Below are 21,143 nucleotides of genomic sequence, written 5' to 3'. Positions count from 1 at the left end.
CGAGCGAGCGCCCCGCATCCTGCGGGGCGCTCGCCGATCTCACTTCTTCTTCGCTCTGCGCTGCGCGCGGTTCTGCGCCTCGGGCTGGGGCGCCTCGGTTCGCTGACCGAACGCACCTCGCGGCGCCTCGGTGGCCGGCGGCGCTGCGGCGGCCGGAGCAGCGGCCTGGCGCGCACGGCCCGTGGCCGCCTTCTGCACCTGACCGCGATCGTTGCGGACCTCGACGTCGCCGTCCTCGGTGGGAGCGCTGTACTCGAGCCGCTGGCCTTCGACCGAGGGGGCGACGAGTCCCTTGGCCTCGACCTCGGTGCGCTCGCCGTCCGGGCGGCGCACCTCTACTTCGAGGTTGAAGAGGAACCCGACCGACTCCTCCTTGATCTGCCCCATCATCGCCTGGAACATCTCGTACCCCTCTCGCTGGTACTCGATGAGCGGATCGCGCTGGGCCATCGCCCGAAGTCCGATGCCGTCCTTCAGATAATCCATCTCGTACAGGTGGTCGCGCCAGCGGCGATCGAGCACCTGGAGCACCACGCGACGCTCGAGCTCACGCATCGCCTGCTCGCCCAGCTGCTCCTCGCGGGCGGCATACGCGATGGATGCGTCGCTGCGCAGCTCCCGCTTGAGGCCACCGGGGGTCACACGACCCTTCTCGCCCGCCTCGGCGACGACCTCGTCGATGGTCACGCCTACGGGGTAGACCGTCTTGAGCTCGGTCCACAGCGCGTCGAAGTCCCAGCTCTCGGTGTGCCCGCTGCCGGTGTGGTCGTCGACGATCGCGTCGATCGCGTCCTCGATGAACTTCGTGACGCGCTCCTGGATGTCGTCGCCGTGCAGGATCTGACGGCGGTCCGTGTAGATCGCCTCACGCTGGCGGTTGAGGACGTCGTCGTACTTCAGGACGTTCTTGCGCATCTCGGCATTGCGCGCCTCGACCTGCGCCTGCGCGCTCTTGATCGCACGCGAGACCATTCCGGACTCGATCGCGACGTCATCGGGGAAGTTGGTGCGCGCGAGGATCGCTTCCGCGGCGCCCGACTGGAACAACCGCATCAGGTCATCGGTCAACGACAGGTAGAAGCGGCTCTCGCCCGGGTCACCCTGACGACCCGAACGACCGCGCAGCTGGTTGTCGATGCGTCGCGATTCGTGGCGCTCGGTACCGAGCACGTACAGGCCGCCGGCCTCGACCACCTTCGTGGCCTCCTCCGCGACGGTGTCGCGCACCTGCTGATAGACCTCGTCCCACGCGGCCTCGTACTCTTCCGGAGTCTCGACCGGGTCCAGGCCCTTGCTCTTCATCTCCTGCACCGCGAGGAACTCCGCGTTTCCGCCGAGCATGACGTCGGTGCCTCGACCGGCCATGTTGGTCGCCACCGTGACCGCGCCCAGGCGTCCGGCTCGGGCGACGATCTCGGCTTCACGAGCGTGGTTCTTCGCGTTGAGGACCTCGTGCTTGACGCCCTTCTTGGCGAGCAGGCGGGAGAGGTACTCGCTCTTCTCGACGCTCACCGTGCCCACGAGCACCGGCTGGCCCTTCTCGTGGCGAGCAGCGATGTCCTCCACGACCTGGGCGAACTTCGCCTGCTCGTTCTTGTAGACGAGATCGGGCTGGTCCTTGCGGATCATCGGCTTGTTCGTGGGGATCGGGACCACACCGAGCTTGTAGGTCGACATGAACTCGGCCGCCTCGGTCTCGGCGGTGCCTGTCATGCCGGAGAGCTTGTCGTACAGGCGGAAGTAGTTCTGCAGGGTCACCGTGGCGAGGGTCTGGTTCTCGGCCTTGACCGGGACACCCTCCTTCGCCTCGATCGCCTGGTGGATGCCCTCGTTGTAGCGACGCCCCACGAGGATGCGTCCGGTGTGCTCGTCGACGATCATGACCTCGTCGTTCATCACGACGTAGTCGGTGTCGCGCTTGAACAGCGCGAGAGCCTTGATCGAGTTGTTCAGGAACGAGATGAGGGGCGTGTTGGCCGATTCGTACAGGTTGTCGATGCCGAGGTAGTCCTCGACCTTCTCGATGCCCGGCTCGAGCACACCGATCGTGCGCTTCTTCTCGTCCACCTCGTAGTCGACACCTGCTTCGAGCGTGCGCGCGATCTTGGCGAACTCCGCGAACCACCTGTTGGCCTCACCCGAGGAGGGCCCGGAGATGATGAGGGGCGTGCGGGCCTCGTCGATGAGGATCGAGTCGACCTCGTCGACGATCGCGAAGAAGTGGCCGCGCTGGACGAGGTCCTCCTTGCGCCACGCCATGTTGTCGCGCAGGTAGTCGAAGCCGAACTCGTTGTTCGTGCCGTAGGTGATGTCGGCGTTGTACTGCTCGCGGCGCACCTCGGGCGTCTGACCGGAGACGATCGTGCCCGTCGTCATCCCCAGCGCGCGATAGACGCGACCCATCAGCTCGGCCTGATAGCTGGCGAGGAAGTCGTTGACCGTGATGACGTGGACGCCCTCACCCGCGATGGCGTTGAGGTAGGCCGCGAAGGTCGCCGTCAGGGTCTTTCCCTCACCGGTCTTCATCTCGGCGATGTTGCCGAGGTGAAGCGCCGCACCGCCCATGATCTGAACGTCGTAGGGGCGCTGGCCGAGCGTGCGCTTGGCGGCCTCGCGGATGGCGGCGAAGGCTTCGGGCATGAGCTCATCGAGCGTCTCCCCCGCCTGATAGCGCGCGCGCAGTTCCGCCGTCTCGCCGCGGAGCTCCTCGTCCGTGAGCTGCGTGTACTCCTCTTCGAGTGCACCGACGGCTTTCACGACCTGCTGCAGGCGGCGGATGACGCGGCCTTCGCCGGCACGGAGGAGTTTCTCGAGAGGGTTGGCCACGTGGCATCTCCATCTGTCGGGTGGGCGTGCTTATGCCCAGTCGCGCCCGGAGCCCGGGCACACCGCCCCCATGTTATCCGTCTGTGACCTCTCAGAGCACGACGAACGACGGGTTCAAAGCCATTGCCCACCCAGCCGCGCCCCCGCGGCGCGCCGTGAGGAGGCGTCGAACCTTTCCGGGTATGCATATATGCGTCACCCCGCAGCCTCGGAAGGAGCCCCATGTCGGTCAGGCAGTCGTTGCTCGCCATCCTCGCGCAGGGCGCGTGCTACGGCTATCAGCTGCGCGCCGAGCTCGAGCGGCGCAGCGGCACGGACTGGAGCGTGAACGTCGGGCAGATCTACAACACACTCGATCGACTCGAGCGCGACGGTCTCGTGGTCAAGGGCGCCGTCGACGCGCAGGGCCACGTCTACTACTCCGCGACCGAGGCGGGCGTCGCCTCCGTGTCGGGGTGGCTCCTGCGCCCGCTCCCCACCCCGAGCGGTTCGCGAGACGACATCGCGACCAAGATCGCTCTCGCAGCGACCCTGCCCGGCGTGGATGCGGAAGCCGCCGCCCGCGCCGAGCGGGATGCGGCAGCCGACCGGCTCGCGCACGCGCGCGCTGCCGCGATAGAGGAGGGCGATCTGGCGCGGTCGATCGCCCATGAGGCGCGCGTGGCGGGTGCGGAAGCCCAGCTGCGCTGGTTGGACCGTGTCCTCGAGCGGCTGGCGGCGACCCCCGAGGCATCCCGCGTCCAGCCGATCTCCCCGTCCCGCCCGCGCCGGGGGCGCCCCGCGCGGATCGCGTGAACGCCCGATCGATTCCGGCTGAGAACGGGCACATCCACCGCGCCTAGGATCGAGCCATGGCCGGTTTCTGGGGTAAGCGCAAGCGTGAGCAGCAGGCGGAGATCGACGCGCAGGACGCGGATCTCGCGCGCCGTGCGCAGCAGAGTCTCGTCGCCGCGGACGAGCGCATCCGCGCGACGACGGAAGAACTCGCCTTCGCCGAGGCCGAGCTCGGTGAACGCTCGACGAAGGAGTTGCGCGAGGCGCTGCAGGCCGTGCGCACCCACCTCGGCGAGGCCTTCCAGCTGCACCAGCTCAACCATGACGAGATCCCCGACACCCCGGAGGAACTGCGGACCCGCAATGCCCGCATCGTGCAGCTGTGCGAGTGGGCTGAAGACCTGCTCGACGACCGCACGTCCGCCCTGGCGGGCGCAGTCGCCCGCATCCGCCAGGCACCGCAGGTCCTGGCCGGCGTCCGCGCGGACGCCGAGAGGCTGCGCGAACGCGTGCCCGGCGCCCGCGACGTCGTGGAGCGGCTGCGCCAGCGCTACTCCCCCGCGGCCCTCAGCCAGATCGAGAACGCACCCGCCGAGGCCGAGCAGGTGCTCACCTTCGCCGCGCACAGCGCTGAGGTGTCGGTGCGCCGCCGAGAGGCGAATCGCGCCGAAGAGGCGAACATGGCCCTCGAGGCCGCGACGGAGGCCGTGCGGCGGGCCGAGTCGCTCCTGGACGGCGTGGAGGACTTCGAGATCGAAGCGCTGCGCGCCGAGTCCACCCTCGCCGAGGTGATCGCGGACTCGCGCGACGACATCATCCGCGCCCGGTCTCTGCCGGCGAACGCCGAGATCCAGCGGGCGATGATCGACCTCGTGAGCGCGCTCGCCGCGCTCCCGCCGGCCGGCAGCCCCGCCGATCCCTTCACACAGCTCTCGAAGCTGCGCACCGCCAATACGGCGCTGGATGAAGCTGTCGCCAAGGCGCGACGCCGCGCCGAGCACCCTCTGCCCAGCCCCGCGCAGGTCAGCCACGCCGTGGACGACGCCGACCGTCAGATCGCGGTCGCGCGCAGTCTGATCAACGGTCACAGCGGGTGGATCGGCGCCGACGCGCGCACGCGTCTCGCCGAGGCGGAGCGTGCGCGGCTGGAGATCACCAATCTTCCGGACGAAGAGGATTCCCGCGAGAGCGCCCTGCAGCTCGCGCGCCGCAGCGGGCAGCTCGCCAGCGAAGCTCTGCAACTGGCCCAGCGCGACATCGACTCCTCCCGTCCACGCCACGACGATTGGGGCGGTTACGGTCGCGGCGGTCGCGGCGGCGGGATGGGCGACGCGATGGGCGGCATCCTCGGCGGTCTGGTCATCGGTGGCCTCCTGGGCGACATGTTCGACTGACGCCCGCACAGACCGACAGAGAAGGGGCCACCTCTGCGCAGAGGCGGCCCCTTCTTCTCGCGTCGTCAGGAGGCGACGCGTGCGGGCTGCGCGAGGGTGTCGAGCGCGATGACGCCGTAGTCCCAGCCCTTGCGGCGGTAGACGACGCTCGGCTGGTCGCTGCGCGCGTCGATGAAGAGGAAGAAGTCGTGCCCGACGAGTTCCATGCGGTCGACGGCGTCCTCGACGCTCATCCATTCGGCGTCGAACTGCTTCGTGCGGATGACGACCGGCGTGTAGTCCTGCTCGTCCTCAGCCCCTGTCATCACGGGTACCTCGCCCGTGGCGACGGCCTTGAGCACATCGACGGATGCCGGTTGCACATCGATGCCGGCGATCTCGCCGGTGCCTTTCTCGTAGTGGGCTCCGCGCGGATGGTTACGGGCGTCGACGCGCTTGTCCTTCGCGCGACGCACCTGCTCGCACAGCTTGTCTACGGCGAGGTCGAGAGCGGTGAACTTGTCGCCGTCGACCGCCTCGGCGCGGATGACCGGCCCCTTGCCGGTCAGGGTCAACTCGACGGTGGAGTCCTCGTGAGCACCGTTGCGGTACGCCCGATGGGTGACCTTCACCTCGAGCCCAGCGGCCCGGGGCGCGATGTTCTCTATGCGGCTGGACTTCTCGTCCACGACAGAGCGGAAACGGTCCGAGATGCCGACGCCCACGCCGACGATGTTGGTTTCCATCCTTGACCTCCTTGTTCCGGTCCACCCGGTCAAGGGCGGACCTTCGTCGCCTTGTCACCCCCACGCTAGCCCGGGTTCATGTCCGTGTCACGAACGAATCCCGAGCGGCGTGTATGCGCGACACATGCGACCCCCATGACGTCCGCGCCCGCCTGCCGCAGCGCCCGCGCCGCCTCCTCGACGCTCGCTCCCGTCGTGACCACGTCATCGACGATGACGATCCGTCTGCCGTCCAACCGCCGGCGCGCGCGAAGGCTTCCGGCGACGTTCTGCGCGCGCTCGGCGCGGCCGAGCTCGCGCTGGTCTCGCGTGGTCCGGATGCGGCGGAGAACCGCCAGAGCCGGCAGGCCGCTGCGCCCGAGGATCGCCTCCACCACCCGGTGTCCGCGCCGCCGGAAGGCCGCAGCGGAGGTGGGTATCGGAACGAACAGCGCGCCGGCATCCGGGAAGCCGGCGTGCGCCGCCGCCGCCAGCGCTGCGGAGAACGGTCGCACGAGCGAGGTGCGCCCCTCCTCCTTGAGCGCACGCAGTGCGCGTGCCGGACGGTCGGCGAAGTCGAAGGCCGCGTGGACGACGAGACCGGACGCCAGCACGTGCCGCAGCGGTCGCGGTGCGGCCAGGAGCTCGGTGCACGTCTCGCAGAGGGCTCTGTCCGGCGTGCCGCATCCGGCGCAGTCGACCGGCAGGATGAGGGCGAGGGCATCGGAGAGCGCGGCGATCACCCGACCACCCTGGTCCGCGTAGGCCGCGGCACGGCGGCGCCATCGCGGACGCCGCGCGCGACGCGCCGGCGCCGGCGTCGTGGGGAGGACGACTCAGTCGGCGTCGCCCTGCTGCGTGGCGAGCACCTGGACGCCCGTCGCGGTCTGCACCCAGTTCGACTGGCGGCGCACGTACAGGGTGCCGTCGGCCGCGAGGATGCGCACCGCCGCCGGAGAGTTCGCGCCGGAGATGGCCACCGCATCCACCGGCGCGTCGACGATGGTCGCGGCTCCCCCCACGACCTGCTGCACGAACACGGGTGCCGCCGCATCGCCCGATACGACCCCGATCGTCGTCGTGTCGAGCCATGCCAGACCGCGGGTGGGTCCGTCAAGCGTCGTCAGCGAGACCGCAGGACCCAGGGCGCTGGGAACACCGGCCGAGTCCCGCTCGACGCCGGCCACGACCAGCATCGAGCGGCCGCCGGCGGTGAGCACGGCCGCCATCCGACTGCCGTCACGGGAGACCTGCATCGCGTCGATGCGACTCGCCCCCCACGCGGACGGCACCTCGAGCACGGTGCCATCGGGTCCGGTCGCACGCACGCGGGATGGATCGGCGGCGGGAACGGTCCACACCATGCCGAACGGATCGATCGTGGGGGCCAGGATGCCCGCGCGCTCGTCGACGACGCGGCTGGTGCCGTCGTCGGCGATCTCCGCCGCGGAGCCGTCCGGAAGCAGGACGGCCGCCACCGTGCGACCGACCCCGAGCTGCACGGTCGTCGGCTCGGCCTCGAGGAGGGCGGGCGAGAGGCCGGCCAGCGGTGTGAGCTCTCCCGAGAGGAGGTACCCGAACCCGTCCGCGTCGCGCACCAGCGCTCGCGAGTCGACGAGTGTCGAGCGTGTCGGGATCCTCGACGCGTTCACCCGCGCGCCGTCGACCTGCATCTCGACCGCGGTGACCTGGGCGGTGACCAGACTCGCGGAGAGCTGGGTCTGCATCCGGTCGAGAGTGACCTGATCCAACCCGAGCGCCTGCTCGCTCAACTGTGCCTGCGCGACACCGTTGGCCAGCGGCACGGAAGGCACGAGCGTGACGTTGTCGGGGAAGGCGGAGACGACGGATGCGGCCAGCCACGGCGAGGGCTCGCCGTTGACGACGGCGGCGGCGATCCTCGTCAGCGCGTTCGTCGTGGGGAACCAGCGCACGTCGGGCACCAGGTATCGCCAGGTCGGATCGAAGTACATGACGTCGTACGAGCGGAACACGTTGCGAAACAGGTCCTCGTCGAGCACGATGCCGTCCGGCGCGTGGGTGATGCGCCACTCGCCGTCGGAGTCCTGAGCGAGCGCGAACGGCAGGGGGACGCTTGCTCCCTCGTCCGACAGCGTGTACGTGCCCGCCTCGTCGATCGTCGCCTGCGGAGTGACATCGAGCACGATCTCGTCATCGACCTCGGCGTAGCTGCGGTCCGCGAGCACGTCGACGATCACGCCCGCCTCCGGCTTCCACTGGTCGCGGTAGCCGTCCGAGAGGAACTGTCGGGCCACCTGCCAGTTGTCCTGCGGCCCGGATGCGGCGCGCACGAAGCCGTCGACGATCTGCCGGGCGGTCGCGCCGGGCTGCGGGCCGTCCGGACGGTAGATCACGTCGGGCGCCGTGGAGTCCGAGCCCAACTGCGGTCCCGGCTGTACCGTCCCCGTCGTCGGCAGACCGGCGCACGCCGTCAGCACGAGCGCGAGCGCTCCCAGCAGAGCGATGAGGATCCGTCTCATGTGGACTCCTTGCCTCGCAGCGCGCTGTCGACGTCGATCGGTTGCGTGAGCCCCAGATCGTCGAGTCCATCGCCCTCCGGCGCCAGCGACAGGGGCGAAGAAGCGGGCTCCGCGCCGGCGCGGCGCGGCAGGGTGAGCACGAAGTTGGTGCCGAGCCCGAGCGACGACCAGACGCCCAGCGTGCCGCCGTGCAGGCGCGTATCGCCCAGGGCGATGGCCAGGCCCAGCCCCGTTCCCCCGATCGTGCGCTTGCGCGAGGGATCGGCACGCCAGAAGCGGTCGAAGACGCGCTCCTGGTCTTCGGGGCGCATCCCCATCCCGTAGTCGCGCACGCCCACCGCGACCGCATCCTGATCCGAATCCACGGTCACGACGATGGGCCGACCTTCGCCGTGCTCGATCGCGTTGCCCAGGAGGTTTCGCACGATCCGACGCACCCGGCGCGGGTCCATCTCGACCGGCGAATAGCCCCCCGGCGCCACGAGGCGCACGTCACTGCCGTGCTGCTCGGCGAGCTGATGCATCTGGGCGACGACGTCCTCGGCGAGGTGCGCGAGGCTGGTGGGCTCCAGCTCGAGCTGCACGGATCCGGCGTCGTAGCGGCTGATCTCCAGCAGATCGGTGAGCAGGGTCTCGAACCGCTGCACCTGAGCGTGCAGCAGCTCGGCGGCGCGGGTGCTCACCGGGTCGAAGCCCTCCCGATGGTCGTTGAGAACGTCGGCGGCGAGACGGATGGTGGTCAGCGGCGTGCGCAGCTCGTGGGAGACGTCCGAGACGAAGCGCTGTTGCACGAGCGAGAGCTCCGCCAGTTCCTTGATCTGGGCTTGGATGCTGTCCGCCATCGCGTTGAACGAGCGACCGAGGGTGGCGATCTCGTCCTCACCCTGCACATCCAGCCGCACATCGAGTCGACCCGCCGCAAGCTCCGCCGAGGTGTGCGCCGCCTCACCGATCGGCACGGTCACAGATCGCAGGACGAACCACGAGATCCCGGCGATGATCGCGATGAGCGCCAGCCCCACCACCCAGAGGGTCCCCTGAACGAAGCCGAGTGTCTGGTCGGCCGCAGCCAGGTCGTAGGCGATGTAGAGCTCGTACGCGCCGACACCCGCGACATTCAGCTGCTGTCCGACCGCGATCCCGGGCACCACGCGCCCCGACGCGTCGGTCAGGGCGATCGACTGCCACCACTGCACATCGGCGTCCGAGCGCACCTTGTCGCGCAGGGCATCCGTGATCTGGCCGTCCCAATTGCCGCCGCCGAGCACGAAGTCCTGCGGCGCGGTCGCCGAAGGGGTCTGATCGACGCGGAACATGGCGACCAGGTCCGAGTCGGACTGGCGTCCGAGGCTGGCCATGACGCTGTCCACGACGTTGCGAACCTGTGCACTGTCGCCCTGCAGCGCCGAGTCGAGGGTCGCCTGCGCCGCGGTCGTTGCGCGGCGGGCGTCGCCCAGCACCTGGTCGCGACGCGACTGGAACAGGTCGTTCTGGATCGCCAGTGCCATCCAGACGCAGGCTACGAGGATGGCCAGCGTCGACAGTGCGATCGTGAGCACGAGCGTGCGGAAGCGCAGCGAGCGCTGCCACGAGCCCAGCACCCGCGACGGCCACGTACGCCAGGCGCGCAGCTCGCGCCGCAGCCGGAGTGCCGGCCGGGGGGCGGTCGCGGCGGGCATCCTCAGCTCGCGGCGCCGGCGCGGTATCCGACGCCGCGCACCGTCGTGACGATCTTGGGGTTGTCGGGGTCGAGCTCGACCTTCGCACGCAACCGCTGGACGTGCACGTTCACGAGTCGGGTGTCCGCCTTGTAGTGGTAGCCCCACACCTGTTCGAGGAGCATCTCGCGCGAGAAGACCTGCTGCGGCTTCGAGGCGAGCGCGACGAGCAGCTCGAACTCCAGCGGCGTCAGCGGGATGGGGGTCGATCCCCGGCGCACCTCGTGCGCGGCGACGTCGACGGTCAGGTCGCCGATGCGCAGGCTCTCCCCGGCATCCGTCGCGGCCGGACGGAGTCGGGTGCGGATGCGGGCGACCAGCTCCTTGGGGTTGAACGGCTTGACGATGTAGTCGTCGGCGCCCGACTCGAGCCCCGCGACGACGTCGGCGGTGTCGGTGCGCGCGGTCAGCATGATGATCGGGACGCCGGACTCCGCGCGCAGGCGCGTGCAGATCTCGATCCCGTCCATGCCGGGCAGCATCAGATCGAGCAGCACCAGATCGGGGCGCTCGGCACGGAAGGCGTCGACCGCTTGAGCTCCGTCGGCGCAGAACACCGTCTCGAAGCCCTCGGTGTCGAGCACGATCCCGATCATCTCGGCCAGGGCCGTGTCGTCGTCGACCACGAGAATGCGTGATGTCATGAAACGCGTTCTTCCTTTGCGTCCGCTCGGCGGCCGGGTTCCACCGATGCCCCCGTGCGCCCCTTCAGAGTAGTCCACACGCGGGCCGGGGCCCACGAGCGTCCCTTCAGGTGTGTCACGATGAAGGCGATGACGACCGCGAGGAGATCATGACGACCGCGCAACCCGGATGGACGCCCGCTCCGCGCGCGGGGATCGTCCCGCTGCACCCGCTGACGTTCGGAACGGTGCTGGGGCGCTCCTTCGTGGCTCTCCGGCAGAACCCCCGCGTGCTCCTCGGGTTCGCGCTGGGCATACAGATGGCGACGTACCTCGTGCTGCTGGTCGCGGTCGGAGGCATCGCCTTCGCCAGCTTCTCGCGCCTGGCCACGGTGCCGGTGTCGAGCCCCGACTACCCGGACCTGTTCGCGGGCGCGACGGCCATCACCGTGATCTCCAGCCTCGTGCTCGGCATCGCGGGCTCCGCGCTGACGGTGATCGTCCAGGGCGTGGTCGTGGCCGACGTCGCGCACGGCGTCGTCGCCGAGAAGCTGACGGTCGGTGCACTGTGGCGGCGGATACGCCCCGCCTTCTGGCGGCTGTTCGGCTACACGCTCCTGGCTTCGGCCGCCGTGCTGGTCGCCGTGGCGATCTTGGCCGCTGCCGCTTTCGCGCTCGGCCTGCTCGCCCTTGCCGCGGGAATCGTCGCGGCGGTGCTGTTCATCCTCGCCGCCATTCCGCTCGCGTTCTGGCTGACGACGAGACTCTTCCTCGTCACACCGATCCTGGTCCTCGAGGGGTCCGGCGTCTTCGCGGCCATCGCCCGGTCCTGGCGCCTCACGCGCGGCAGGTTCTGGCGCACCCTCGCGACGTGGTTCGTCATCCAGACCGGCTTCCAGATCATCACGCAGGTCGTCGTGGTGCCACTGAACTTCTTCAGCGGCATGTTCGTCGGCGTCCTCTCGCCCACCGGCGACCCGAACGTCTCCGCCGTGATCGGCACTGTCGGAGTCGGCCTCGTGGTGCAGATGGTCTCGCTGCTGGTGCAGTCGATCGCACTCGTCGTGAACGCCACGGCGGCCTGTCTCGTCTACGTGGACGCCCGTATGCGCACCGAGGGCCTCGATCTCGACCTGCAGTCGTACGTCGATCAGCGTCAGATGGGCGCGGGTATCGCCGATCCCTATCGTTGGCACATCGGCCGGACGGTGGCGCCACAGCCCGCCGCCTGGCCGCCGCAGACGGCCCCGTGGCCCGGCGCGTACCCGGCGCCGCAGGCGTACGGCTACGCCCCTCCATCCGCGTACGCGCCGCCGGGCGCCGAGGCGCCCGCACCGCCGGCTGCACCGGCGCAACCCGCCGCGGACCAGCCTGCCGGCGAGCGAACGCCGACGGATCCGCCCACGGCGACCGACTGGGCTCCGCCTCAGGCGGGTCCGGAACAGCGGTGATCCTCGCCGCGTCCGCGCCGTTGATCCCCGACGGCGACGAAGCACGGCGTCTCGCCGAGCGGGAACTCGCCGATCCGAGCTATCGCGCGGCCGAACCGACCCCCTTCGACCGCATCGCGCGAGCCATCGGCGACGGCATCGCCAAGCTGTTCACCGGCGACGTGGATGCGGCGTGGGCACCCTTGGTCGCCATCGGCGCGCTGCTGCTGGTCGTGCTCCTGGTCGTGCTCGCCGTCGTGATCTGGGGTCGACCGCGTTCGGGGAGCCTCGTCCGCGCAGACCGCGGCGAGCTCTTCGGCGACGACGTGACCGCCGGGGCCGGCGAGCTGCGGCGCACCGCAGCGGCCCTCGCCGATCAGGGCGACTGGGAGGCGGCGACCGTGGCCGCCGTGCGGGCACTGGCGCGCGGGCTCGAGGAACAGCAACGCGTGAGCGTGGCTCCCGGCGCCACGGTGACCGCCTTCGCGCGGTCCGCCGGCGCCGTGTTCCCCGACGAAGCCGCCTCGCTCATCGAGGCGGCGCACGACTTCGATGACGTGCGCTACCTGCACCGACCGGGAAGCCGCGACGCCTACGAGCGTGTCCGCGCCCTGGACGATCGGTTGTCCCACGCCCGGGTGACGCGCTGATGACCGTGCGTCACCGCCTCGCCCGCGCGCGCACCTGGGCGGTGATCGGCGCCGTCATCGTGATCGTCGGCATCATCGGCGCGGTGATCTCCGCGAACATGCGCTTCAGTGCATACGACCGATTCGATCCGGACGATCCCGGCCCCGATGGGATGCGCGCGCTCGCCCGCATCCTGTCCGAGCAGGGCATCGACGTCGTCGTGACACGGGACGTCGCGTCCGCGGAGGCCGCTCTTCGCGAGGGAGCGAACACACTCGTCCTGCCCGACTCGCCCCTGCTGTCGGACGGGCAGCTGACCTCGTTGGCACAGGCGGCGGACTCGGTGGTCGTCTCCGACCCTCGCGCCCGTTCCATCAGGCTCCTCTTCGACGGCCGGATCCAGGGATACGGAACCGCCGCCGCCGTCGCACCCGACTGTGACCTGCCGGTGGCACGGCGCGCGGGAGACGTCGGCGTCGGTGCGACCTTCACGGCTCCGGATGCGGTCGGCTGTTACCCCGTCGATGACGCGTACGGGCTGCTCTGGCAGCAGCACGGCGACGCGACGCGCGCCGCCGTGGACGGATCGGTGGTCTTCACGAACGAACACCTCGCCTCCGACGGCAACGCCGCTCTGGCGCTCGGCCTGCTGGGCGGCCACGACCGTCTGGTGTGGCTCGTGCCCGCTCTCGCGGCCGGTTCCGGCACGACGGGTGCGACGCTGGGAGAGCTGACCCCGCCGTGGGTGACGCCGGCGATCGTGCTCCTCGGCGTGACGGCGCTGGCCGGCGCGATCTGGCGCGGGCGCCGATTCGGCCCACTCGTGCACGAGCGGCTCCCGGTCACGGTCCGCGCCGGCGAGACCACGCGCGGCCTCGGCCGACTCTACGCGCGCGCCGGCGCGCGCGATCATGCCGCGGCCCTCCTGCGCGAGCGCGCCCGCGAGCGCGCCGCCACCGCGCTGTCCGTGCCCCGCAGCGCGGACACCACGGCCATCGCGGATGCCGTCGCCGCAGCCACCGGCATCCCGCCGATCCGCAGCCGCGCCCTGCTCGGCGATGAGCCCGTGCCCGACGACCGCGCGCTCGCGCGCCTCGCCGCAGACCTCCGCGCCCTCGAGGCGCGTTTGGCCCTGTCCCGACCGCGAAAGGAATCGCAATGACCGACACCTCCGACGATGCTCTGCGGATGGCGATGCACGGCGTGCGCAGCGAGATCGGCAAGGCCGTGGTGGGCCAGGACAGCGTCGTCACCGGGCTTCTGGTCGCGCTCCTGGCCCGCGGCCACGTTCTGCTGGAGGGAGTGCCCGGCGTCGCGAAGACGCTGCTCGTGCGCGCATTCAGCCGCGCACTCGGACTCGACACGCACCGCGTGCAGTTCACGCCCGACCTGATGCCCGGCGATGTCACCGGATCGCTGATCTACGACGCGCGCTCCGGCGAGTTCGAGTTCCGTGAGGGCCCGGTGTTCACACAGGTGCTGCTCGCGGACGAGATCAACCGCACGCCGCCCAAGACGCAGTCTGCGCTGTTGGAGGCCATGGAGGAGCGGCAGGTCTCCGCCGACGGCGTGACCCGTCCGCTGCCGGTGCCGTTCCTCGTGGCTGCGACCCAGAACCCCGTGGAGCACGAGGGCACGTACGAACTGCCCGAGGCGCAGCTCGACCGGTTCCTGCTGAAGCTGCGCGTCGACGTGCCCGAGCGGGACGCCGAGGTGCAGGTGCTGCGCCGTCACGCCGACGGCTTCGACCCGCGCGCGCTCGACGCCGTGACGCCGGCCACGGATGCGGCGGGCATCGCCGCCGCGCAACGGGCGGCCGCATCCGTCGAGGCTTCCGACGACCTACTCGCCTACATCGTCGACCTCGCTCGGGCGACCCGCGATGCTCCCTCGGTGCAGCTGGGTGCGAGCCCCCGCGCCGCGACCGCGCTGCTGGCGACCGCGAAGGCGTGGGCCTGGCTGGGCGGGTACCCGGCCATCACGCCCGATCACGTCCAGACCATGCTCACCCCGACCTGGCGTCACCGGCTGCGCCTGAACCCCGAGGCGGAGTTCGAGGGCGTCACGGTGGACGGCGTGCTCACCTCGGTCCTCGCTCAGACGAGGGTTCCGATCTGACGTGTTCGTCACCGGCCGTCTTCCGATCGTCGTCGCCGGCGGTCTCATCCCGCTGATCCTGCTGTCCGCCGTGGGCGTGCCGGCGTGGGCGGTGTTCGGCGCGTGGCTCCTCCTCGTGGTCGCGGCGGTCGCGGTCGACACCGCGCTCGCGCCCAGCCCCACAGTCCTCAGCGTCGAGCGGACGCTGCCCGCGCGCGCCCGGCGCGGCGAAGCGGCCTTGAGCGAGCTGCGCCTGACGAACGCGGGGACCCGGCCGGTGAAGGGATGGATCAGGGATGCCTGGCAGCCGACCGCCGGGGCACCCGTGGCCCGCGCTCGCATCGAGGTCCCGGCCGGGCGCACGGCCACGCTCACCGCGTCGCTCGTGCCGCGCCGCCGCGGGGAGCTCGCGAGCGACTTCGTCGTCGTGCGGGCGCTCGGTCCGCTCGGACTGGCCGGACGCCAGCAGCGCATCGCCGCGCGCGGGGTCCTGCGAGTCCTGCCGCCGTTCTCTTCGCGACGTCATCTGCCCTCCCGTCTGGCACGTCTGCGGGAGCTCGACGGCGAGACCAGCGTCCAGGTGCGCGGTCGCGGAACCGAGTTCGACAGCCTGCGCGAGTACGTCCGCGGCGATGACGTCCGCTCGATCGACTGGCGCGCCACGGCGCGCTCCGGAACCACGATGCTGCGCACCTGGCGACCGGAGCGCGACCGGCACATCGTCGTGGTGGTCGACACGGGGCGCACCGCCGCGACACGCGTCGACGACGGAGTGAGACTCGATGCCGCCATGGAGGCCACACTGCTGCTCGGCGCACTGGCCGCGCGCGCCGGCGACCACGTGCACCTCGTGATGATGGATCGCCTCGTGAGGGCGAGGGTGAGCGGCGTCGACGGCGCAGGCCTCGTCCCCGCCCTCGTGGACGCCATGGCGCCGGTGGAAGCCCAGCTGATCGACACGGACTGGAGCGAGGTCGCCTCCCTGGTGCGCCGGCTGACGGTCCGCCCCGCGCTCGTGGTGCTGCTCACGGCGCAGGACGACCCCGCCGCGGCGCGAGGCTTCCTCGCCGCGCTGCCCGCGCTGACGGCGCGGTCCCGGGTGCTCGTGGCCTCCGCATCCACCGTCGATGACGAGGACGACGAACCCGCGACGACGGATGCGGACGCCGCCTACCTCCGGGCCGCGACCGAGCACGCGCGCCAGGGCGGCGAGCGCGTCGGGGCGGCGATCGGACGCACGGGGGCCGTCGCCGTGACGGCGGATGCGGCATCCCTCCCGCCGCGCGTCGCCGACCACTACCTCGCGCTCAAGCTGCGCGGCCTGCTCTGACCCTCGGGCACGCAGGTCACCCCGGGTCCGCTGCTCCCCTCTCTTCCCCTGTCACAGATCGACGCGGAACGCGCGATCTGTGACAGGGGAACAGTCCGTGCCCTCGCTCCCCTGTCACAGATCGACGCGAGCGGCTCGATCTGTGACAGGGGAACAGTCCTTCGCTTCGTTCGCAGGTGAACGGCCGCGCGCCGCCCCGGGAAACGGGGAACGCCCCTCCGCATGAGGCGGAGGGGCGTTCCCCGTCTGGTGTCAGGCGAGGTCGAAGCGATCGAGCTCCGTGACCTTCGTCCACGCCGCGACGAAGTCCGTGACGAACTTCTCCGTCGCGTCATCCGAGGCGTAGACCTCGGCGAGCGCGCGCAGTTCGGAGTTCGAGGCGAACACGAGGTCCGCCCGCGTGCCGATGCCGACCAGCTCGCCGGTGGCGTCCTTCGTGCCCTGGAACGCGTGGGATCCGGGGTCGAGGGGCTTCCACGTGTTGCCCAGCTCGAGCAGGTTCACGAAGAAGTCGTTCGTGAGCACACCCACGCGGTCGGTCAGCACGCCGTAGCGCGATCCGTCCCAGTTCGCACCCAGCACACGCAGGCCGCCCACGAGCACCGTCATCTCCGGCGCGCTCAGGGTGAGCAGGTTGGCCTTGTCGACGAGCAGGTACTCGGCGGGAAGCGACGGGCGGCCCTTGAGGTAGTTGCGGAAGCCGTCCGCGGCCGGCTCGAGGAACGCGAAGGAGTGCTCCTCGGTCTGCTCCGCCGTCGCGTCGGTGCGTCCCGGACGGAACGGCACCTCCACGATCACGCCCGCGTCGGCCGCGGCGCGCTCGACCCCCGCGTTGCCGGCGAGCACGATCAGATCCGCGAGCGAGACCCGGCGACCCGCCGCCTCGAACTCGGCCTTGACCTCTTCGAGGACCGCGAGCACCTTCTGCAGCTGCGCGGGGTTGTTGACCTCCCAGTCCTTCTGCGGCGCCAGACGGATGCGGGCGCCGTTCACGCCGCCGCGCTTGTCGCTGCCGCGGAAGGTGGATGCCGCCGCCCACGTCGTCGAGACCAGCTCGGAGACGCTCAGGCCGGACTCCAGGATGCGGGACTTCAGCGCGACCGCATCCGCCGAGTCGATCAGTTCGTGATCGACCGGGGGCACCGGGTCCTGCCAGATGAGGTCTTCGGCCGGAACCTCGGAGCCGAGGTAGCGGACCTTCGGTCCCATGTCGCGGTGGGTCAGCTTGAACCACGCGCGGGCGAAGGCGTCCTGGAACTCGTCGGGGTTCTCGAGGAAGCGCTTGGTGATCTTGCCGTACTCCGGGTCGACGCGAAGGGCGATGTCGCTCGTGAGCATGCGCGGCTCGCGGCGGCCGTCCGAGTGTGCCAGGGGCACCATGTCGCTGCCCGCACCGTTCGCGGGACGCCACTGCCATGCGCCCGCCGGGCTCTTGAACAGCTCCCACTCGTACGCGTAGAGGATGTGCAGGAACTCGTTGTCCCAGCGCGTCGGGTGATAGGTCCAGGTGACCTCGAGCCCGCTCGTGATCGTGTCGTCGCCCTTGCCGGTGCCGTGCGCGTTCTTCCAGCCGAGCCCCTGCTCCTCGATGCCCGCGGCCTCGGGATCCTCTGCCACGTTCTCGTCGGATGCCGCGCCGTGCGTCTTGCCGAAGGTGTGGCCTCCGGCGATGAGCGCGACCGTCTCCTCGTCGTTCATCGCCATGCGGGCGAAGGTCTCCCGGATGTCGCGGGCCGAGCGCAGCGGGTCGGGCTCCCCGTTGGGGCCTTCGGGGTTGACGTAGATCAGCCCCATCTGGACAGCCGCGAGCGGCTTCTCCAGCTCACGATCGCCCGAGTAGCGCTCGTCGCCGAGCCACGTGGTCTCGGGACCCCAGTACACGTCGTCGTCGGCTTCCCAGACGTCGGCACGTCCACCGGCGAACCCGAACGTCTTGAAGCCCATGGACTCCAACGCCACGTTTCCGGCCAGGATCATGAGATCCGCCCAGGAGATCGACTGGCCGTACTTCTTCTTGACCGGCCACAGCAGGCGGCGCGCCTTGTCGAGGTTCACGTTGTCCGGCCAGCTGTTCAGCGGCGCGAAGCGCTGCTGCCCCTGACCGCCGCCCCCGCGCCCATCCGTGACGCGGTACGTGCCCGCGCTGTGCCAGGCCATGCGGATCATCAGCGGGCCGTAGTGACCGAAGTCGGCCGGCCACCAGTCCTGCGAGGTCGTCATGACCTCGAGGACGTCCTGCTTGACGGCGGCGAGATCGAGCGCCTCGAAGGCGGCCTTGTAGTCGAAGTCCTCACCGAGAGGATTGCCCACGACCGGGTTCTTCGCCAACAGACGCAGGTTCAGCTTCTTCGGCCACCACACGCGGTTCGCAGAGCCTGCGGTGGGATGCGGCAGCACCCCGTCGGGCTCGGCGTCGACCGGCGATGGCCCGACGGGCAACCGCGTCTCGTCGGCACCGTCGTGGGGTACAGGGCAACCCGTCGTGATGTCGGACATCTGTTTCCTTTCGTGGGGGTCATTCGCTCTGGGCGGCACATGCCGGACACATGCCCCAGAAGGTCACCTCGGCAGCCTCGACCGAGAAGCCATGCGTCTGCTGGGGATGCATGCACGGCGCCGCTCCCGCGACGCAGTCCACATCCTCGACGCGTCCGCAGCCGCGGCATACGAGGTGATGGTGGTTGTCGGCGACGCGCAGCTCGAACAGTCCGGGATGGCCCGCGGGTTCGATGCGCCGGGCCAGCCCCGCGTCGACGAAGTCGCCGAGGGCGTTGTAGACCGACTGCATGCTCGTCGCCGGCAGGCGCTCGCGCACGCGGACGAACACCTCGTCTGCGCGGGCATGCGGCAGCGCGTGCAGCGCGTCATAGACCCCGCGCCGCGTCTCGGTGACACGAAGGCCCGCGTGACGCAGGGCGTTCTCTGTCTCGACGGATGCGGGGGCCACTCCCGCATCTTGTCATTGTTTTGATCTATTCAAAAATACGACACGCCCACGGGCACGTGAACGATCACTGAATCCGTTCCCGCTCAGCCCGCGACGAGCTCGGTCTGCCCGACGTCATCCTCGTCCAGATCTCCCGTCTGGCCGCGCCGTGCTGCCCGCCGCCCGACCACGAGCATGTAGAAGAGGAAGACGCCGAGGGCGAGGGCGCCGAGCACGATCTTCACGGGCCACGGCCACGGCTGCGGCGTGACATAGGCCTCGACGACCCCCGACAGGGCGAGGGCGAAGACCAGGCCGACTGCGACGGTCGCGAGCGAACGACCCGCCGCGGCGAGTGACTCGCCGCGGGAGCGGGGGCCGGGCGCGACCCAGGCCCAGAAGACGTGGAGCCCCGCGGCCGCCGCGACGAACACGCTCGTCAGCTCCAGCAGACCGTGGGGCAGGATGAACGCGAAGAACACGTCGAGCCGGTCGAAGGATCCCATGACCGCGGCCGCCGTCCCGAGGCCGATCGCGTTCTGGATGACGACGGAGACCGGCCAGATGCCGGTGATGCCGAACAGCACGCACTGGGCTGCGATCCAGGCGTTGTTCGTCCACACGGTGCCGGCGAACACGGCCGCCGGGTTGTCGGAGTAGTAGGCCACGAACTCGTCGTTCGCATACGAGGAGAGCTGAGCCTCCGAGCCCAGAGTCGCCACGAGGGCGGGATCGGACGCGATCCACAACGCCACCAGCGCCGAGGCCAGGACGAAGGCGACCGCCACCGCGAGTGTCGTCCAGCGCACGCGATACAGCGCCGCGGGCAGCTGATCGAGGAAGAACTGCGGGATCCGGCGAAGCAGGTTGCCGTCGCCGGCGGTGAGCCGCAGGCGGGCACGGGCGAGCACGAGCGAAAGATGGTCGGCCTGCGGGCTGCGCCCCGCCGCCGTCTTCAACTCCGCAAGATCCGCAGAGGCCGCCCGATAGCGCATCACGAGCTCGTCCGCCTCAGCACCGCTCAGCCGTCGGCGGCCCGCCAACTCGTCGAGACGTTCCCACTCAGCCCTGTGGGCGGCCGTGAGCGCGTCGAGATCCATGTGTTTCACTGTAGCCATGCCCTCCGCCGTGACCCTGGTCGAGATCGGTCAGGACGAGATCCTCACCGGTGAGGCCGTCGCGCTCGACGTCCAACCCGCGGGGTTCTTCCTCCGGCTGGCGGGCGCCGCGATCGACATGATCGTCACGGTGGCTGCCGCGCTCATCGTCATGCTGGCGCTCGGTCTGACCGGGGTGCTCTCCGTGGACTCGGGACTCGGCACGATCGTCTCGATCCTGTTGGCGGTCCTTCTGCTGGTCGTCGCCCCCACCACGATCGAGACCGCCACGCGCGGACGAAGCCTCGGCAAGCTCATCGTCGGCGCCCGCATCGTCCGCGCCGACGGCGGAGCGGCGGGGTTCCGACAGGCGCTGATCCGGGCGCTCGTCGGAGTCCTGGAGATCTGGTTCACCCTCGGCGCCGTGGCCGCGCTGACCGGGATGTTCACGCCGCGCGCACAGCGGCTGGGCGACCTGATGGCGGGCACGTTCAGTCAGCGCACGCGCACCGGGCGCCTCGCCACGTTCGAGCCGCAGGTACCGGTCCCCCTCGCCGAGTGGGCCCGCATCGCCGACGTGGCGCCGCTGCCCGCCCCGGTCGCCCGGCGTCTCGCGAGGTTCGTCCGACAGGCCGAGCAACTGCAGCCGCAGGCGCGAAGGATGCTCGCAGCCCAGCTGGCCGCGGAGGCGGCCTCATCCGTCTCCCCCGTCCCGCCCGCGGACCCGGAGCTGTTCGTCCGAGCTGTGGCGGCGCTGCGCTTTCAGCGGGAGTTGACGGCCGTCAGAGCACGTGATGCGCGGGCCGAGGCACTGCTGCCCGCGCCCGTCATGCGCCGGGACTAGGAGGCCCGGAGCGTCTCGTGACGCACGACCAGCCAGCCCTTCGGCACGGACAGTCGCTCGGTGTGCACCTGGCACAGGTCGTGCGCGTGGGGATCTCCCGCCCGGCCCAGCGGACCCACCGCGGCCATCTGATCGGCGTAGTCGTAGGTGAGCGTCGCCACCGCTTCACGCGCGCACGCGACCTTGGAGCACTGACGTTCCTGCACGCTGCGACCCTAACGCGCCCCACGGACACCGTTCGTGCGCCGC

Annotated in this window: 18 protein-coding genes; 8 read left to right on the top strand and 10 right to left on the bottom strand. The window is 70.5% G+C overall.

Going from position 1 to position 21,143, the window contains the following annotated elements:
* Positions 1 to 39 precede the first annotated feature (39 nt).
* A complete protein-coding gene (gene secA / locus EHF32_RS01025; protein ID WP_137416393.1) occupies positions 40 to 2,826 on the bottom strand; it encodes a preprotein translocase subunit SecA in 2,787 nt (928 codons plus the stop codon).
* A 222-nt stretch (positions 2,827 to 3,048) separates the two neighbouring features.
* Between secA and EHF32_RS01020 the strand changes: the two genes are divergently transcribed.
* Both EHF32_RS01020 and EHF32_RS01015 read left to right on the top strand, forming a co-directional pair.
* Positions 3,049 to 3,621 (top strand): PadR family transcriptional regulator, encoded by a 573-nt coding sequence (locus EHF32_RS01020; protein WP_137416392.1) that lies wholly within the window; start codon positions 3,049 to 3,051, stop codon positions 3,619 to 3,621.
* 56 nt (positions 3,622 to 3,677) lie between these two features.
* Complete coding sequence (locus EHF32_RS01015) at positions 3,678 to 4,994, top strand: hypothetical protein (protein ID WP_137416391.1); 1,317 nt, start codon at positions 3,678 to 3,680, stop codon at positions 4,992 to 4,994.
* Between the two features lie 65 nt (positions 4,995 to 5,059).
* Here the strand turns inward: EHF32_RS01015 and hpf are convergent, their stop codons facing one another.
* The 5 genes from hpf to mtrA all read right to left on the bottom strand — a co-directional run bounded on the left by hpf (position 5,060) and on the right by mtrA (position 10,561).
* On the bottom strand, positions 5,060 to 5,719 hold the full coding sequence (gene hpf / locus EHF32_RS01010; protein ID WP_137416390.1) for a ribosome hibernation-promoting factor, HPF/YfiA family: 660 nt from the start codon (positions 5,717 to 5,719) through the stop codon (positions 5,060 to 5,062).
* A gap of 65 nt (positions 5,720 to 5,784) precedes the next feature.
* A complete protein-coding gene (locus tag EHF32_RS01005) occupies positions 5,785 to 6,441 on the bottom strand; it encodes a ComF family protein (RefSeq protein WP_137416389.1) in 657 nt (218 codons plus the stop codon).
* Positions 6,442 to 6,534: 93 nt separating this feature from the next.
* A complete protein-coding gene (locus tag EHF32_RS01000) occupies positions 6,535 to 8,199 on the bottom strand; it encodes an LpqB family beta-propeller domain-containing protein (RefSeq protein WP_137416388.1) in 1,665 nt (554 codons plus the stop codon).
* On the bottom strand, positions 8,196 to 9,878 hold the full coding sequence (gene mtrB / locus EHF32_RS00995) for an MtrAB system histidine kinase MtrB (protein WP_137416387.1): 1,683 nt from the start codon (positions 9,876 to 9,878) through the stop codon (positions 8,196 to 8,198). Before mtrB ends, EHF32_RS01000 begins: the two co-directional genes overlap by 4 nt.
* A 2-nt stretch (positions 9,879 to 9,880) precedes the next feature.
* Positions 9,881 to 10,561, bottom strand: a complete 681-nt coding sequence (mtrA, locus tag EHF32_RS00990) for an MtrAB system response regulator MtrA (protein ID WP_137416386.1) — start codon at positions 10,559 to 10,561, stop codon at positions 9,881 to 9,883.
* A gap of 149 nt (positions 10,562 to 10,710) precedes the next feature.
* Here mtrA and EHF32_RS00985 point away from each other — a divergent pair, with 149 nt between their 5' ends.
* From EHF32_RS00985 to EHF32_RS00965, 5 genes are read left to right on the top strand one after another with little or no spacing between them, the layout of a single operon-like run.
* Positions 10,711 to 11,991, top strand: a complete 1,281-nt coding sequence (locus tag EHF32_RS00985) for a glycerophosphoryl diester phosphodiesterase membrane domain-containing protein (RefSeq protein WP_137416385.1) — start codon at positions 10,711 to 10,713, stop codon at positions 11,989 to 11,991.
* Positions 11,988 to 12,620, top strand: coding sequence for a DUF4129 domain-containing protein (locus EHF32_RS00980; protein WP_238343756.1), 633 nt, complete (start codon positions 11,988 to 11,990; stop codon positions 12,618 to 12,620). Before EHF32_RS00985 ends, EHF32_RS00980 begins: the two co-directional genes overlap by 4 nt.
* On the top strand, positions 12,620 to 13,762 hold the full coding sequence (locus EHF32_RS00975) for a DUF4350 domain-containing protein (RefSeq protein ID WP_137416384.1): 1,143 nt from the start codon (positions 12,620 to 12,622) through the stop codon (positions 13,760 to 13,762). Before EHF32_RS00980 ends, EHF32_RS00975 begins: the two co-directional genes overlap by 1 nt.
* On the top strand, positions 13,759 to 14,718 hold the full coding sequence (locus EHF32_RS00970; RefSeq protein ID WP_137416383.1) for an AAA family ATPase: 960 nt from the start codon (positions 13,759 to 13,761) through the stop codon (positions 14,716 to 14,718). Before EHF32_RS00975 ends, EHF32_RS00970 begins: the two co-directional genes overlap by 4 nt.
* A 1-nt stretch (position 14,719) precedes the next feature.
* On the top strand, positions 14,720 to 16,027 hold the full coding sequence (locus EHF32_RS00965; RefSeq protein ID WP_137416382.1) for a DUF58 domain-containing protein: 1,308 nt from the start codon (positions 14,720 to 14,722) through the stop codon (positions 16,025 to 16,027).
* Between the two features lie 252 nt (positions 16,028 to 16,279).
* Here EHF32_RS00965 and katG read toward each other — a convergent pair whose 3' ends face one another.
* The 3 genes from katG to EHF32_RS00950 all read right to left on the bottom strand — a co-directional run bounded on the left by katG (position 16,280) and on the right by EHF32_RS00950 (position 20,053).
* Positions 16,280 to 18,523, bottom strand: a complete 2,244-nt coding sequence (katG, locus tag EHF32_RS00960) for a catalase/peroxidase HPI (RefSeq protein ID WP_137416381.1) — start codon at positions 18,521 to 18,523, stop codon at positions 16,280 to 16,282.
* A 19-nt stretch (positions 18,524 to 18,542) separates the two neighbouring features.
* Positions 18,543 to 18,974: a Fur family transcriptional regulator gene (locus tag EHF32_RS00955; RefSeq protein ID WP_137416380.1), complete on the bottom strand. Its 432-nt coding sequence runs from the start codon at positions 18,972 to 18,974 to the stop codon at positions 18,543 to 18,545.
* A gap of 83 nt (positions 18,975 to 19,057) precedes the next feature.
* Positions 19,058 to 20,053: a stage II sporulation protein M gene (locus EHF32_RS00950; RefSeq protein ID WP_137416379.1), complete on the bottom strand. Its 996-nt coding sequence runs from the start codon at positions 20,051 to 20,053 to the stop codon at positions 19,058 to 19,060.
* A 16-nt stretch (positions 20,054 to 20,069) separates the two neighbouring features.
* Between EHF32_RS00950 and EHF32_RS00945 the strand changes: the two genes are divergently transcribed.
* Entirely contained in the window at positions 20,070 to 20,894 is an 825-nt protein-coding gene (locus EHF32_RS00945) for an RDD family protein (protein ID WP_137416378.1), read from the top strand.
* On the opposite strand, the gene EHF32_RS00940 is transcribed toward EHF32_RS00945, so the two are convergent.
* Positions 20,891 to 21,100 (bottom strand): DUF3499 family protein, encoded by a 210-nt coding sequence (locus EHF32_RS00940; protein WP_137416377.1) that lies wholly within the window; start codon positions 21,098 to 21,100, stop codon positions 20,891 to 20,893. The two genes, EHF32_RS00945 and EHF32_RS00940, sit on opposite strands and share 4 nt — an antisense overlap.
* Between the last annotated feature and the right edge of the window lie 43 nt (positions 21,101 to 21,143).

Origin of the sequence: Microbacterium sp. RG1, from assembly GCF_005347485.1 — a bacterium.
Taxonomy (GTDB): domain Bacteria; phylum Actinomycetota; class Actinomycetes; order Actinomycetales; family Microbacteriaceae; genus Microbacterium; species Microbacterium binotii_A.
The sequence above is the reverse complement of the archived record's forward strand: the minus strand, read 5'-3'. Positions and strand labels throughout refer to the sequence as shown.

What these genes read in the sequence shown, in the direction of transcription:
- EHF32_RS01020 (WP_137416392.1), top strand. Translation starts at nt 3,049, where the DNA reads ATGTCGGTCAGGCAGTCGTTGCTCGCCATCCTCGCGCAGGGCGCGTGC.
- EHF32_RS01015 (WP_137416391.1), top strand. Translation starts at nt 3,678, where the DNA reads ATGGCCGGTTTCTGGGGTAAGCGCAAGCGTGAGCAGCAGGCGGAGATC.
- hpf (WP_137416390.1), bottom strand. Translation starts at nt 5,719, where the DNA reads ATGGAAACCAACATCGTCGGCGTGGGCGTCGGCATCTCGGACCGTTTC.
- EHF32_RS01000 (WP_137416388.1), bottom strand. Translation starts at nt 8,199, where the DNA reads ATGAGACGGATCCTCATCGCTCTGCTGGGAGCGCTCGCGCTCGTGCTG.
- mtrB (WP_137416387.1), bottom strand. Translation starts at nt 9,878, where the DNA reads ATGCCCGCCGCGACCGCCCCCCGGCCGGCACTCCGGCTGCGGCGCGAG.
- mtrA (WP_137416386.1), bottom strand. Translation starts at nt 10,561, where the DNA reads ATGACATCACGCATTCTCGTGGTCGACGACGACACGGCCCTGGCCGAG.
- EHF32_RS00985 (WP_137416385.1), top strand. Translation starts at nt 10,711, where the DNA reads ATGACGACCGCGCAACCCGGATGGACGCCCGCTCCGCGCGCGGGGATC.
- EHF32_RS00975 (WP_137416384.1), top strand. Translation starts at nt 12,620, where the DNA reads ATGACCGTGCGTCACCGCCTCGCCCGCGCGCGCACCTGGGCGGTGATC.
- EHF32_RS00970 (WP_137416383.1), top strand. Translation starts at nt 13,759, where the DNA reads ATGACCGACACCTCCGACGATGCTCTGCGGATGGCGATGCACGGCGTG.
- katG (WP_137416381.1), bottom strand. Translation starts at nt 18,523, where the DNA reads ATGTCCGACATCACGACGGGTTGCCCTGTACCCCACGACGGTGCCGAC.
- EHF32_RS00950 (WP_137416379.1), bottom strand. Translation starts at nt 20,053, where the DNA reads ATGGATCTCGACGCGCTCACGGCCGCCCACAGGGCTGAGTGGGAACGT.
- EHF32_RS00945 (WP_137416378.1), top strand. Translation starts at nt 20,070, where the DNA reads ATGCCCTCCGCCGTGACCCTGGTCGAGATCGGTCAGGACGAGATCCTC.